This window comes from Streptomyces sp. NPDC001204, from assembly GCF_053598035.1.
Genome location: NZ_JBSFJL010000007.1, coordinates 100,560 through 114,431, shown reverse-complemented (window position 1 = coordinate 114,431; position 13,872 = coordinate 100,560). Strand labels below are relative to the sequence as shown.

Annotated in this window: 14 protein-coding genes; 8 read left to right on the top strand and 6 right to left on the bottom strand. The window is 72.2% G+C overall.

From position 1 onward, the window contains the following. Position 1: 1 nt before the first annotated feature. Positions 2–910, bottom strand: coding sequence for a carbohydrate-binding protein (locus ACWC91_RS12465; protein WP_450643242.1), 909 nt, complete (start codon positions 908–910; stop codon positions 2–4). Between the two features lie 117 nt (positions 911–1,027). Continuing rightward, positions 1,028–2,677 carry a diguanylate cyclase CdgB gene (gene cdgB, locus ACWC91_RS12460; protein ID WP_225074570.1) on the bottom strand — a complete coding sequence of 550 codons (1,650 nt, stop codon included), beginning with the start codon at positions 2,675–2,677 and terminating at the stop codon, positions 1,028–1,030. 417 nt (positions 2,678–3,094) lie between these two features. On the opposite strand from cdgB, the gene ACWC91_RS12455 reads away from it, so the two are divergent. Next, positions 3,095–3,613: a flavin reductase family protein gene (locus ACWC91_RS12455; RefSeq protein ID WP_281156700.1), complete on the top strand. Its 519-nt coding sequence runs from the start codon at positions 3,095–3,097 to the stop codon at positions 3,611–3,613. Between the two features lie 43 nt (positions 3,614–3,656). On the opposite strand, the gene arfB is transcribed toward ACWC91_RS12455, so the two are convergent. Continuing rightward, positions 3,657–4,094 (bottom strand): alternative ribosome rescue aminoacyl-tRNA hydrolase ArfB, encoded by a 438-nt coding sequence (arfB, locus tag ACWC91_RS12450; RefSeq protein WP_225074569.1) that lies wholly within the window; start codon positions 4,092–4,094, stop codon positions 3,657–3,659. Positions 4,095–4,261: 167 nt separating this feature from the next. Here arfB and ACWC91_RS12445 point away from each other — a divergent pair, with 167 nt between their 5' ends. Together ACWC91_RS12445 and ACWC91_RS12440 are read left to right on the top strand one after the other, a co-directional pair. Beyond that, complete coding sequence (locus ACWC91_RS12445; RefSeq protein WP_225074568.1) at positions 4,262–4,837, top strand: TerD family protein; 576 nt, start codon at positions 4,262–4,264, stop codon at positions 4,835–4,837. Between the two features lie 286 nt (positions 4,838–5,123). Then, positions 5,124–5,639, top strand: a complete 516-nt coding sequence (locus tag ACWC91_RS12440) for an N-acetyltransferase family protein (RefSeq protein ID WP_450641554.1) — start codon at positions 5,124–5,126, stop codon at positions 5,637–5,639. A 39-nt stretch (positions 5,640–5,678) separates the two neighbouring features. Here ACWC91_RS12440 and ACWC91_RS12435 read toward each other — a convergent pair whose 3' ends face one another. Beyond that, a complete protein-coding gene (locus ACWC91_RS12435; protein ID WP_450641552.1) occupies positions 5,679–7,127 on the bottom strand; it encodes a M1 family metallopeptidase in 1,449 nt (482 codons plus the stop codon). A gap of 7 nt (positions 7,128–7,134) precedes the next feature. On the opposite strand from ACWC91_RS12435, the gene ACWC91_RS12430 reads away from it, so the two are divergent. Then, on the top strand, positions 7,135–7,635 hold the full coding sequence (locus ACWC91_RS12430) for a hypothetical protein (protein ID WP_225074566.1): 501 nt from the start codon (positions 7,135–7,137) through the stop codon (positions 7,633–7,635). Between the two features lie 61 nt (positions 7,636–7,696). Here the strand turns inward: ACWC91_RS12430 and ACWC91_RS12425 are convergent, their stop codons facing one another. Further along, positions 7,697–8,374, bottom strand: coding sequence for a pentapeptide repeat-containing protein (locus ACWC91_RS12425; protein WP_225074565.1), 678 nt, complete (start codon positions 8,372–8,374; stop codon positions 7,697–7,699). Between the two features lie 115 nt (positions 8,375–8,489). Here ACWC91_RS12425 and ACWC91_RS12420 point away from each other — a divergent pair, with 115 nt between their 5' ends. Beyond that, positions 8,490–9,989 (top strand): MFS transporter, encoded by a 1,500-nt coding sequence (locus ACWC91_RS12420; protein ID WP_450641550.1) that lies wholly within the window; start codon positions 8,490–8,492, stop codon positions 9,987–9,989. 25 nt (positions 9,990–10,014) lie between these two features. Here ACWC91_RS12420 and ACWC91_RS12415 read toward each other — a convergent pair whose 3' ends face one another. After that, on the bottom strand, positions 10,015–10,668 hold the full coding sequence (locus ACWC91_RS12415) for a rhomboid-like protein (protein WP_450641558.1): 654 nt from the start codon (positions 10,666–10,668) through the stop codon (positions 10,015–10,017). A 22-nt stretch (positions 10,669–10,690) separates the two neighbouring features. Here ACWC91_RS12415 and ACWC91_RS12410 point away from each other — a divergent pair, with 22 nt between their 5' ends. The 3 genes from ACWC91_RS12410 to ACWC91_RS12400 all read left to right on the top strand — a co-directional run bounded on the left by ACWC91_RS12410 (position 10,691) and on the right by ACWC91_RS12400 (position 13,846). Next, positions 10,691–11,581: an aminoglycoside phosphotransferase family protein gene (locus tag ACWC91_RS12410; protein WP_450641548.1), complete on the top strand. Its 891-nt coding sequence runs from the start codon at positions 10,691–10,693 to the stop codon at positions 11,579–11,581. Between the two features lie 122 nt (positions 11,582–11,703). Continuing rightward, a complete protein-coding gene (locus ACWC91_RS12405) occupies positions 11,704–12,765 on the top strand; it encodes a right-handed parallel beta-helix repeat-containing protein (protein WP_450641546.1) in 1,062 nt (353 codons plus the stop codon). A gap of 52 nt (positions 12,766–12,817) precedes the next feature. After that, on the top strand, positions 12,818–13,846 hold the full coding sequence (locus ACWC91_RS12400) for a methyltransferase (RefSeq protein ID WP_281156357.1): 1,029 nt from the start codon (positions 12,818–12,820) through the stop codon (positions 13,844–13,846). Positions 13,847–13,872 lie beyond the last annotated feature (26 nt).

The window sequence follows — 13,872 nt, the reverse complement described above, 5'->3', positions numbered from 1 at the left end:
GTCAGCCCGACTTGACCCAGCCCTTGACCAGCCACAGCTGGTCAAGGTTCGCATCACACTGGTTGCCCTGCTCGCACGAGATCTTGATGGTGTTCGTGCCCTTGTTGAGCTGGATCCAGTTGTAGGTCTTCGTCCAGCCCTTCTCGTAGTCGCCCTCGGCTGCTCCCGCCCAGTTGTTCAGGTTGATCGGCCTGCTGGACACGGCGCCGTTGACCGTCAGGGTGGCGGTGCCGTCCTTGCCCGGGACGCCGTAACCGATGAACACGGTGTACTTGCCGTCCTCGGGGATGCCGTCGACGGTCCAGGTGACCGAGGCGCCGACGTTGTTGAAGTTCGTCACATAGACGCCGCCGGCCGCCTGGGCGCCCTTGATGTCCGAGGCTTTGGTGGCGCCGCCGTCCAGTTGCAGCCCCTCCGCGTCGGTCTTCGGCAACTCGCCTTCGCTCGGTGCGCTGCTGCTCGCCGACGGGCTCGGCTCGGTGCTCTGCGTGGCCGTCGGGGGCGTACCGCCGGCCTGGTTGTCGTCCTTCTTGCCCGAGTCGTCGCCGATCATCGCCACGCCGATGCCGATGACGACCGCGGCGACCACCGCGATGGCGCCGATCAGCAGGCCCTTGGTGTTCGGGCCGCGGCCACGGCCGCCACCGCCCTGGGGCTGCTGCCGCGTCGGGGCGCCGCCGGGGAGGGACTCGGGTGCGGCGTAATGGGCGCTCGGCTGGCCGTACGCGCCCTGCTGCTGCGGGACCTGGCCATACTGCCGCTGACCGACCGTGCGGACCCGGTTCACCGAGTTCGGGTAGCCGTATCCGCTCGAGGGCGGCTGGGCTCCGTTGGCCTGGCCGTCGGCGTACAGGTAGCCGAACGGGTCGTCGTCCTCGGGCGTGCTCGCGCCGCTGTTGCCGGGCGTCATCCCTTGGTACTCCTCAACAGGTGCGGGTGGTGCGGTACGTCGTGGGAAAGGCGAGCCTACCCGCTTCGCGGGGCCCAAACGGGTGACTCATGCCGCACAGGGTGGCTGACCTGCGGATCATCCGGCGCGGCGATGCTGTTTGGGACGAGATCGTTTCTCGACGTACATCCGTTCGTCGGCCGATTTCAGCACTTCGTCCGCCGTCATGCCGCAGTGGGCCCACCCGATGCCGAAACTCGCCCCGACCCGGACGGCCCGGCCCTCGGCGCGGATCGGCTGGATGATCTCGTTGCGCAGCCGTACGGCGAGGTCCTGGGCGTCGGCCCGGCCGAGGCCGTCGGCGAGGATCACGAACTCGTCGCCGCCGAGCCGGGCCACGGTGTCGCCGTCGCGCACGCCGTTGCTCAGCCGCCGGGCCACCTCGATGAGCACCGCGTCGCCCGCGTTGTGCCCGAACCGGTCGTTGATCGACTTGAAGCCGTCGAGGTCGCAGAAGAGGACCGCGAGCCCCTTGGTGCCGTCGTCGTGGTCGCCCTCGGGGGCGACGGTGTGCACGTGGTGGTCGTAGGCCCGGGTGCCCGGCTGGAAGTCGAAGCCGTGGTCGCCGACGTCGTAGCCGGGGTGGCCGTAGGCGGTGTCCTGCGACTCGGCGTCGCCCGCGTGCGCGGCCTGGGGCCGCCGGCACAGCCGTGCGGACAGGCGGGCGCGCAGCTCGGCGGAGTTCGGCAGGCCGGTGAGGGAGTCGTGGGAGGCGCGGTGGGCGAGCTGGAGCTCGCGGCGCTTGCGCTCCTCTATGTCCTCGACGTGGGTGAGCAGGAAGCGGGGCCCGTCGGCGGCGTCCGCGACGACGGAGTTGCGCAGGGACACCCAGACGTACGAGCCGTCGCGGCGGCCCAGGCGCAGCTCCGCCCGGCCGCCCTCGGCCGAGGTCCGCAGCAGGGTGCCTATGTCCTCGGGGTGGACGAGGTCGGAGAAGGAGTAGCGGCGCATGGCGGAGGCGGGGCGGCCCAGCAGGCGGCACAGGGCGTCGTTGGTGCGCAGGATCCGGCCGTGCTGGTCGCCGCCCATCTCGGCGATCGCCATGCCGGAGGGCGCGTACTCGAAGGCCTGGCGGAAACTCTCCTCGCTGGCCCGCAGGGCCTGCTGCTCGCGCTCCAGGCGTATGAGGGCGCGCTGCATGTTGGACCGCAGCCGGGCGTTGCTGATCGCGATGGCCGCCTGGAAGGCGTACATCTGGAGGGCCTCACGGCCCCAGGCGCCGGGCCGGCGGCCGTTGCGCGGGCGGTCCACGGAGATCACGCCGAGCAGCTCGCCGGAGGAGCCGCCGGACCCTCCGGGGGCGTCCATGGGCGCGAAGAGCCGGTCGGCGGGGTGCCACTCGTCCTCGAAGCGCGGCGCGGGCCCGTCGGTGTACCAGGTCGGGACGTCGTCGTCGTCGAGGACCCAGCCCTCGGTGTGGGGTATGAAGACCAGGCCGCCCCACTGCTCGCCCATGGCCAGCCGGCGGTCCCAGGACTCCCGGGAGCCGACACGGCCGGTGATCAGCGACTCGGCGGCGGAGTTCCCGGCGAAGGCGGCGACCACGAGGTCACCGTCGGCACGCACGAGGTTGACGCAGGCCAGCTCGTAGCCGAGGCCCTTCACGACGCCGTCGGCGACGGTCTGCAGTGTGTCCGCCAGACTCCTCGCGGTGTTCATGTCCGCCATGACCTGGTGCAGTTGCCGCAGGGACGCCAGGCGGACGTACGGCTCCGAGTCGGTCTCCATGCTCGCCCTCCCCCCGAGACCTCGCCAGCGAATCAAGGGTGCTGTTCGGCGTTCGTCTGCGCATTCTCCGCCACTGAATCACAGCGCGAAGCCCACTCGGTACACAGGGTCAACAATTCACTGCTCTTGTGACTCAAGTCACAGATGAACGTGAACAATTGAGTACGGTTTCTGTCTTTTCCCTGTGCGTTTGATGAACACGGGCCACGCGGTTGTGGGGACATGATGCACGACACGCTCGTCCGCTGGTCCTAGGTCCGGCTTCGGGCGGAGGCCCGATGCGGCGGCCTCGTACCGGTGGCTAGCGTTCCGTGTGTGTTGAAGACTTCCTCCGTGCCGCCCTCCTCCCCCACCGCCCCTGCCGAGCTCCGGGCTCCGCTCGGGCAGGGGGAACCCCGACCCGGGCATGCTGAGGGGGTGACCAACGAGGAGTTCCGTGCCGCGATGTCCAGACTGGCCGCCGGTGTGGTCCTGGTGACCGCGCAGGAGCCGCCGCTCGACCCGGACGACCCGCGGGCGCCGGCCGGCGAGGACGCGGGCATGACGGCGACGGCGTTCATGTCGGTGTCCCTGGACCCGCCGCTGGCCCTGGTCAGCCTGCGCGAGGGCTCCCGCATGGACGATCTGCTCGCCGAACAGCCCCTGTGGGCGGTCTCGGTCCTCGCCGACAGCCAGCACGCCGTCGCCGGCCGCTTCGCCATGAAGGGCCGGGTCAGCGACCGCCTGCTGTTCAGGGACCTCCCCCACACCCGCGGCGAGGTCTCCGGCGCCCCCCTGCTGACCGACGCCATGGCCACCCTGGAGCTGCGCACCGAACAGCGCGTGCCGGCGGGCGACCACACCCTGGTCATCGGCCGGGTCCTGACAGCCCGCCTGCCCGGCACGGACGGCGAACCGCTGCTGTACTACCGCGGCCGCTACCGCCGGCTGGGCTGACGCCCCGCCCGCGTCCGGCGTCCCCGCCGGCCCGGGCCCGGGGCTATCCCCAGTCCTTCCCGGAGCGCCCCCGCTTGGTCTCCGAGCGCTGCTTCTTCTCACGCAGCCGCCGCTCGTTGATACCGCGCGGGATCCGGGTGGGCCTGCGCGGCCTGGGCGGCGGCGCGGTCGCCTCGGCGAGGAGCGCGGCGAGGCGCACGGCCGCGGCCTCGCGGTTGCGCCACTGGGAGCGGTGCTCGGAGGCGCGCACGCTGATGACGCCGTCCACGAGCCGGTCCGCGAGGCGCTCCAGCGCACGCTGCTTCCACACCTCGGGCAGCGCCTCGGTGTTGGCGAGGTCGAAGCGCAACTCCACCTGGGAGTCCGTGGTGTTGACGTGCTGGCCGCCGGGCCCCGAGGACCGCGAGAAGCGCCAGGCCAGTTCGGCCTCGGGGAGCGCGACGGAGCCGCGGATGAGATGGGGACCGGACATGTCGTCCATGTTCCCCTTCCCGCCCGCTTCACGTCATCATGTTTTCGCCGCGGGCGTGTTCGATCGGGGTGGGTAAAAAAGGTAAAGAGACGCGGAACCCGGAGGACCCCCCTCGACGTTCCTAAGGGTGGCGGTAGCTTCGTCCGCACACGCAACGAGGGAAGGGACTCCCAACAATGGCTGTAAGCCTGTCCAAGGGTGGCAACGTCTCGCTCACCAAGGAGGCTCCGGGCCTGACCGCCGTCACCGTGGGCCTCGGCTGGGACGTCCGCACCACCACCGGCACGGACTTCGACCTGGACGCGTCCGCGATCGCGGTCAACGCGCAGGGCAAGGTCTACTCGGACCAGCACTTCGTCTTCTTCAACAACAAGCAGACCCCGGACAACACCATCGTCCACACCGGCGACAACCTCACCGGCGAGGGCGAGGGCGACGACGAGGCGATCAACGTCAACCTCGCCGGGCTCCCCGCCGACGTCGACAAGGTCGTCTTCCCGGTCTCCATCTACGACGCCGAGAACCGCGGCCAGAACTTCGGCCAGGTCCGCAACGCCTACATCCGCATCGTCAACCAGGCCGGCGGCACCGAGATCGCCCGCTACGACCTGTCGGAGGACGCGGCCACCGAGACCGCCATGGTCTTCGGCGAGCTGTACCGCAACGGCGCGGAGTGGAAGTTCCGCGCCGTCGGCCAGGGCTACGCCTCGGGCCTGGTCGGCATCGCCCAGGACTTCGGCGTCAACGTCTGACGGACCCGGCCCGCTGACCGAGCCCCGGCCCCCGAAGGGCCGGGGCTGCGGGTGCTGCTCCGACGGGTGGCGGCAGGACGTCTCCGTGTGCGCCGTGGACGCGGCCCGCGCCGAGGGCGTCCGTGCCCGCCACGGGATGCGTCCCGCCGTCGCCCCGGCGCGACGCCCCGGCCCGCACCGGGCGACCGCGCCGTCCGGGCCCGGGGGAGCGGCCCGGGCCCGTCGCTCCGGCCGGCCTCCGCGCCGGGGGGCGCCCGGGGCGTGTGGAGCGCGGTACGTTGCCCGGGTGTTCCTCGAGCCCCTGACGCTCCCGTCGGACCGCGGCCTCCCGGGCGAGCTCCTGACCGAGCTCACCGCGCTCCACGCCTCCCACCGCGACTTCCACGCCCTCAGCGGCGGCTTCCCCGACCCGGACGACATCCGCCCGGAACAGGTGGCGACCGCGCTGGCGGACGAACTGGCCGCCCCGGACGCGGAGGTGCTGCTCGCCCGCAGCGAGGGACGGCTCGTCGGGATCGCGATCACGCTCGCCCACCATCCCGACCCGGCCGACCCGGACCCGTGGATCGGCCTGCTGATGATCGACGCGGGCGCGCAACGGCACGGCTACGGGCGCCGGTTGGCGTCCCTCGTCGAGGACCGCTTCCGTGCCGCGGGCCGTACCGCCGTGCGTCCGGCCGTCCTCGGGAACAACCCCGGGGGCCCGGCGTTCTGGACGGCCCTCGGCTACCGGCACCTCGCGCACCGCCGGGACCGGGGACTGGGCCGCCCGTGCGTGGTGCTGCGCAAGCGGCTGGACTGAGGGAGCGGGGCGGCCGGTGAAGGGACCGGCCGGCCGCGGTCAGGGCCCCGTCGGCTTGCCGTCCCCGTACAGCCAGTCCGCCCAGATCCCGCCGAAATCCGTGCCCGGGGCCTTCTTCTCCACGTAGGCGGTGAAGTCGGCGGTGTCCGCGTTGCCGTGGCGGTGGGCGGCGGCCCAGCCCCGGACGATGCCGTCGAAGGCGTGGTCACCGACCACCTGGCGGATCTTGTGCAGAACCATCGCGCCCCGTTCGTAGACGGGCCGTCCGGAGATGTGCGCGGCATCGACCGGCTCGGCGGGCGGGAAGGACCACACGGCCCCGTCCCCCGCGTCGTCGGCGAAGTAGCCGCCGCGTCGGAGCGCGTCGAAGGCCTGCTGCGCGGTCCGGCCGCCGTGGTCCTCGTCCCACAGCCACTGCGCGTACGTCGCGAAGGCCTCGCTCAGCCACATGTCCCGCCAGCTCTTCGGGGTGACGGAGTCCCCGTACCACTGGTGGGCGAGTTCGTGGACGAGGGTTCCGATGTCGGGGGCGCCGGGGAAGAAGGGCCGGTTCTGGGTCTCCAGGGCGAAACCGGCGTCCTCGCGGCGGCCGACGATCGCGCCGGTGGACGAGAAGGGGTACGGGCCGAAGCGGCGCTCCGCCCACTCGACGACCTCGGGGATCCTGGCCGGCACGGCCCCGCTCTCCCGCACCTGGGAGGGCTCCACGGCGACGTACACCGGCAGACCGCTCCTCGTGGTGGAGCGGGTGATCTCGAAGCGGCCGATCGCGACGGTCGCCAGATAGCTCGCCATGGGCTCGGCGGTGCGCCACCGGAACGTCGTACGCCCCCCGCTGGTCGTCTCGCTCCTCAACTCGCCGTTGGAGACGGCCCGCAGCCCCTCGGGCACGGTGACCGAGATGTCGTACGCGGCCTTGTCGGACGGGTGGTGGTTCCCCGGGAACCACGCCATCGAGCCGACCGGCTCACCGAGGGCGAGCGCGCCGTCGGCGGTGGGCAGCCACCCCTCCCGCGACCCGTCGGGATCGACGACGACCTGCGGCCGCCCCGAGTAGCGGACCGTCGCGGTGAACGTCTTCCCCTTCAGCAGATCGCCGTGCGGGCGCACGGTGAGTTCCTGCCCCGCCCGGCTGAACCAGGCGGCCCTCCCCTCCACCGTGACGCTCCGGACGTCGAGCCCCACGAGATCGAGGTCGAAGGCGGACAGGTCCTTGGTCGCCCGGGCGGTGATGACCGCCGTGCCCGTGAGGTGACGTCGGCCCGGGTCGTAGTCGAGGGTCAGGCCGTAGTGGCTGACGTCGTACCCGCCGTTGCCCGCCCTGGGGAAGTACGGATCGTGCAGCCCGGCCCCGCCCGGGGTGCCCCGGACACCACCGCCGCACCCGGTCAGCGTCAGCGCGAGCAGGGCGCAGCCGGCCGCGGCGGTCCGGACAAGCAGGGCAGATCGATACACGCGCGCGATCCTATGCGGGGCACATGACACCATCGCCTACGTGCTCGACATCGGCTACGCCCTCTCCAACCGCTTCCCCGACCCGCCGCAGACGGACTACCGCCGCGCGGACGTGCGGGCGCTGCGGCACGACCTGTTCTGCGGCGACGTCTACCTGGCCGACACCGAGTCGGACCGCGAACTGGCCACGGCCTGGGGCTGGGTGCCCGTGCTCGACTTCGCCTGGGCCCTGTGCGACATCGTCGAGCGGCTGGACCGGGACCCGGCCGGCTCCCGCGCCTCCCGTCCGCAGCGGGCGGAGCTGGACTTCACCGAGTCCACGGACCGCATGCTCTTCGAGCGCCGCTTCGGCTGGGTCGACATCGAGTCCGACTGGATGCCCGTCGAGGAGTCCCCGCTGACCTTCTCGCACTCGGCACTGCGCCGCGAGGCCCGTGACTTCCTGCACGACCTCGTCGCCGACCTGTGCGACCTGCACGAGGACCTGGCGGAGAACCCGGCGATCTGGACCCTCCAGGCCCGCTACCCCCGCGTCTCCTGAGCCCCCTCCCAGCCGGAATCCCCTTTCTGCCCTTTCGACCCTTTCCGTCCTTTCAGTCCCCTCACCCCTCCACCCTGATCCCCAGCTCCGCCGCCAGCACCGGCGCCAGGTCCAGGAGCTGACCGGTGCTGATCACCGCGCCCGCCAGCCGGTCCAGCCCGCGCGCGATCTCCAGGGACACGGCACCCCGCAGGTCCACGTCCGAGAGCGTCGCCGCGCTGAAGTCGACGCCCTTGACCACGCAGTCCGCGAACTCCACCCGCTCCAGCCGGGCACCCCCGAAGTCCGGCTCGACGAGGACGCAGCCCTCGAAGACGACGTCCCGCAGCCGGGCCTTGCGCAGGTTCAGGTAGTCGATCTTGCCGCCGCGGATCCACACGCGCTCCAGGACCGCACCGTGGCACTGCACACCGCCGAGGCGGGCGTCGACCACCTCCACATCACGCAGGGTCGCCTCGGCGAGGTCGGTGCCGACACCCCGTATGCCGGTGAGGACCGAGTCCAGGAAGCGGGCGTGCCGCAGCGACGCGTCGTCCAGCGCGCAGCCCCTGAGCGCGCAGTCCAGGAACCGGGCCCCCGCCCCGTCCTGCCCGGCCAGATCCTCCTCCCGGAACTCCAGCCCGTCGTAGTCCCCGTCCGGCGCCAGTCCCCCGCCGCCGTACTCCTCCAGCGCCGGCAACCGCACCTCGGGCCGCCGCGCGCCCTTCACACCGGCCCTGCCGCTCGCTCCGCTCACCATGCCCCCATGCTGCACCCCGCCACTGACAATCCCCTTCCGGTCCCCTCTCCCGACCGCGAGGCGGCCCGCGTACACGCAGGATGCGATACCTCCCGATTCATGGTCTTCTGGCCAGGTGAGCGCCCCCCGTCCAGGTGAATCCTCGTCCCAGGAGACCGACCGGCACCGCTGGTGGGCACTGGTCGTCATCGCGCTCGCGCAGCTGATGGTGGTCCTGGACGCGACGATCGTGAACATCGCGCTCCCCTCCGCTCAGCACGCCCTGCACATGTCCGACGGGAACCGGCAGTGGGTCATCACCGCCTACTCCCTCGGCTTCGGCGGGCTGCTCCTGCTGGGCGGGCGGATCGCCGACCTGGTGGGACGCAAGCGCACGTTCGTCGTCGGGCTGGCCGGGTTCGCCGCCGCCTCCGCGTTCGGCGGCGCGGCCACCTCCTCGGGCATGCTCTACGGCGCCCGCGCCCTTCAGGGCGCCTCCGCCGCCGTCCTCGCACCCTCCGCGCTCAGCCTGCTGACCACGACCTTCACCCACCCCAGGGAGCGTGGGAAGGCGTTCGGCGTCTACGGCGCCCTGGCGGGCAGCGGCTCGGCGATCGGCTTCATCGTCGGCGGCGTGCTGACGGAGTTCCTGAACTGGCGCTGGTGCCTGTACGTCAACGTGCCCATCGCCGTCGTCACGGTCCTCGGCGCCCTGACCCTGCTGCCCGACAGGCCGGGCCGGGCGGGCGCCCGGCTGGACCTGCCCGGGGCGCTGCTGGGCTGCGGCGGGCTGGTCGCCGTCGTCTACGGGGTCAGCGAGGCCCAGCCGCGCGGCTGGACCGATCCCCTGGTGCTGAGCCTGTTCGCCCTCGGTGCGGCGCTGCTCCTGACGTTCGTGTGGTGGCAGATCCGGGCGCCGGTGCCGCTGCTGCCGCTGCACGTCCTGCGGGACCGCAACCGGGCGGGCTGCCTCCTGACCATGCTGCTGGCCGTGATCGGCATGTTCGGGCTGTTCCTGTTCATGACGTACTACCTCCAGGAGATCCTCGGCTACTCGCCGCTGCGCACCGGTCTCGCCTTCCTTCCGCTGACCGCCGCGATCATCACCGGTTCGACGCAGATCTCGGCCCGGCTGCTGCGGCACGTGGCGCCGCGCGTGCTCATGGTCCCCGGGATGCTCCTGGCCGCGGGCGGGCTGCTGCTCCTGACCCGGCTCACGGTCGACTCGCGCTACCCGAGCGAGGTGCTGCCCGCCCTGGTCCTGATGGGCCTCGGCATGGGCCTGACCTTCATGCCCGTGTTCGCCACCGCCACCGCGGGCGTCGCCCCGCAGGACTCGGGGGTGACCTCCGCGACCGTGAACACCTCGCAGCAGGTCGGCGGTTCCATCGGCACCGCCCTGCTCAACACGGTCGCCACGACCAGCGGCGCCGCCTACGTCACCGCCCATCTGCGCGGCCCGGCGGACCGGGCCCGGGTGGTGCCGGAGGGCATCGTCCACGGCTACACGGTCGCCATCTGGTGGGCGGCCGCCATCATGCTGGTGGCCGGTCTGATCGCGGCCCTGATGGTGACGGGCAGGGCCCCCGAGCACGGGGCCCCGGCGGAGGCGCCCGTGACGGAACCCGTGGCATGAGGCGCGGGAGCCCTGGGGCCGGGTGTTAACGCCTCAGGGCGAACAGCGCCTTCCCCGGGTTCCACGGCTCTCCCCGGCCCCTGGTCAGCGGATAGCAGCCCAGGCCGATCAGGACGGCGGTGACGTGCCCCAGATCGGTGAAGGTGTGCCGGGTCACCAGCGACACGGCGTAGAAGGCGAGGACGGCGGCCAGGTACAGGTACCGCCAGGGCGGGGCGACCCGGTACGTCAGCACCGCCATCACCCCGGCCAGCGCGTAACTCACCCCGACGTCCAGAGTGTTGACGGCCGACTCCGGCACCACGTGCCGCTGGATCGCCCACAGCACGGCGCCCTCGCTGATCAGCGTGGCCAGCACGTGGGCGGTCACGCACACCAGCAGCCAGCGCAGGGTGCCCAGCCAGCGCTCGGCCTGGGCGTGGAAGACCGTGTAGAGGACCGCGTACGGCAGCCAGTGGCCGCCGTCGATCCACATGGCACTGGAGAAGAGCACCCGCACCGGGTCGTCCGACAGCTCGCGCAGGTTCGTCGAGCGGTGCAGCAGGAAGTGCTGCTCGAACTTCGGCGACATGTGGTGCAGGGCGACGGTGGTCAGGAACAGGATCAGCAGCCAGACGTACGTCCCCGGAGCGCTGCGGACGTAGGCAGTCGCCGCCCGCAGCCCACGCCGCATCCACATGACCCAGCTCACACGCGCAAGTATGGTCGTCAGAGTGATCGAGGTGCCCGGCGCGCTGGCCGCTTCCCAGGAGAAATTCAACGGGTCGGCGGGCCGCGCGTTCGTCGCCGGTCTGCCCCGGCGGGTGGCCGGCTTCCTCGACCGGTGGCGGCTGCGGATCGACGGGCCGGCGATGCACGGCGTGTGCGCGCTGGTCCTTCCGGTCGTCCGCGCCGACCGTCTGCCCGCCGCCCTGAAGCTCCAACTGCCCGACGAGGAGAGTGCGGGAGAGGCGCCGGCGCTGCGGGTGTGGGACGGCGCGGGGGCCGTACGGCTGCTGGAGCACGACGAGCCGACCGGCACGCTGCTACTGGAACGCCTCCACTCCGCCCGCCCGCTGTCGCGCCTGCCGGACACCCGTGAGGCCGTCCTGGTGATCGCCGGCCTGCTGGCCCGCCTCACCTCCGTACCGGCCCCGGCGGGGATACGGCGGCTGGGCGACATCGCGGAAGCCCTGCTGGAACGGACTCCGGGGGCGTTGCGGCGGCTGCCCGACGGGGACGACCGCCGGCTGCTCGCGGACTGCGGCGCCGCCGTGCGCGAGGTCGCCGGCGAAAGCGGCGACCGCCTGCTGCACTGGGACCTGCACTACGACAACGTCCTCGGCGCCGACCGCGAGCCCTGGCTGGCCATCGACCCCAAGCCGCTCGCCGGGGATCCCGGCTTCGAACTGCTCCCGGCGCTGTTCAACCGCTTCGAGCCCGGCGAGGTCGTCCCGCGCTTCGAGGCCATGACCGGGGCGCTGGACCTCGACCGGGACCGGGCCCGCGCCTGGACGCTCGGCCGTGTGCTGCAGAACGCGCTGTGGGACCTGGAGGACGGCCGCCCCCTGTCCCTCGAACAGCTGTGGATCGGCCGCGCCCTGCGCCGGTGACACGCCGCCGGACCGCACCCCGCGCCGGTGACACGCCGCCGGACCGCGCCCCGCGCCGCTGACACGCCGCCGGACGGCCCATCGGGCGTTCCAGCCGACTATCGGGCCATACGGTACAGAATATGACGAAACGCCATATCGCTCTGCTCCTGAGCGCCACCGCGCTGGTCGGCTCGGGCATCGCCGCCGCCCCGCCGGTTCTGGCGCCCAGGACGCACCTGGTGCATCCGGGCCAGTCGATCCAGCGGGCGGTGGACGCCGCGAAGCAGGGTGACACCGTGCTGGTGCTGCCCGGCGTCTACCACGAGAGCGTCAAGGTGACGACACCCGGTCTGACCCTGCGCGGCACGGACCGCGGCACCGTCCTGGAACCGGGCGGCCGCAAGCCCACGAGCGCCTGCGGCAAGCGGGGCAACGGCATCTGTGTGGTGGGGGCCAAGGGCAAGCGCCTGAAAGGTGTCACCGTCTCCCGGCTGACCCTGACCGGTTTCCCCCACGCCGGTCTGATGGCCGTGGGCACCGACGGGCTGACCGTGCGACAGGTGACCGCCGAGAAGAACGGGATGTGGGGCATCGCCGAGGAGCGGTCCGTACGCAGCGAGTACCGGAGCAACATCGCCCGGGGCAACGGCGACGCGGGACTCTTCCTGGCCAACACGGTCACCGCCGAGCAGGGCGCCGCCGACACCGGCGGCACGCTGATCGCCCGCAACCGGCTGGAGGGCAACCGGATCGGCGTCACCGTCCGCCGGCTGCGCGACCTCACTGTCGCGGGCAACGACGTCTCCGGCAACTGCGCGGGCGTGTTCGTCGTCGGCGACGAGAACAAGCCGCGGGCCGGCGCGCTGACCGTGCGCGACAACCGGGTCGCGCAGAACAACAGGTTCTGCCCGGCGACCGCCCGGCTTCCCTTCCTCCAGGGCTCCGGCATCGTCCTGACCGGCACCGAGCGGACCGACGTGTTCCGCAACCTCGTCGTCGGCAACTCGGGCAGGTCCCCCGTCTCCGGCGGCATCGTGCTGTTCAAGAGCTTCGTCGGCGCGGCCGGCGAGCGGAACCGGGTGAGCCGGAACGTGCTCGACGGCAACTCCCCGGCGGACCTGGTCAACCAGGAGAGCGCCACGCACCACAACACCTTCGCAGAGAACTCCTGCGGGGTCTCCAAGCCCGCGGGACTGTGCTGAGGCCGTAGCCACTCGTGGAACCCACAGGACCGAGAAGGAAGGAAGGCGGCACATGACGACCGCTCAGTCCGCCCCACCGCCGTCCATGCGGCTCAGGGAGCTCGCGTTCGGGGCGGCGTGCGCCGCCGCCCTCCGCGCGGCCGCCCGGCTCGGTGTGGCCGACGCGCTCGGGGACGCGCCCATGGCCGTGGAGGACCTCGCGGCCGCCGTGAAGACCGAACCGAAGCCGCTGCGCCGGCTGCTGCGGGCGCTGACCTGCTACGGGGTCTTCACCGAGCAGCCCGACGGAACGTTCGCGCACACCGACATGTCCCGGCTGCTGCGTGAGGACGACCCGGGCAGCCTGCGCTACATCACCCTGTGGTGCACCGAGCCGTGGACCTGGGACGCCTGGCCGAAACTGGACGAGGCGGTGCGCACCGGCCGCAACGTGGTGGAGGACCTGTACGGCAAGGAGTTCTTCGTCCACCTCAACGAGGACGCCCCCGAGTCGGCGGACGTCTTCAACCGGGCCATGACGACCTCCAGCAAGCAGTCCGCGCGGGACGTCGCCGCGCTCCTCGACCTGTCCGGCGCCTCCTCGGTCGCCGACATCGGCGGCGGGCAGGGGCACGTGGTGGCGAGCCTGCTGGAGAAGTACCCGCACATGCACGGCACCCTGCTGGACCTGCCGCAGGTGGTGGACAACGCCGACCCCCGGCTGCGCGCGGGCGGCTCGCTGGCGGACCGGGTGCGGATCGTGCCCGGCGACTGCCGCGAGGCCATCCCGGTCGAGGCCGACGTCTACATCATCAAGAACATCCTGGAGTGGGACGACGACTCCACCGCCCGCTGCCTGCGCAACGTCATCGAGGCGGGCGGGTCCGGAGCACGGGTCGTGGTCATCGAGAACCTCGTCGACGACACCCCCTCGATGCGGTTCAGCACCGCCATGGACCTGCTCCTGCTGCTGAACGTCGGCGGGGCCAAGCACACCAGCGCCAGCATGGCCGGCCGGCTGAAGGCGGCCGGCCTGGTCATCGGCGACATCAGCCCGGTCAACCCCTACCTGCACGCCTTCGACTGCACGGTGCCCGCCTGACCGGACCCCACCGGCGGCGCCGCCGC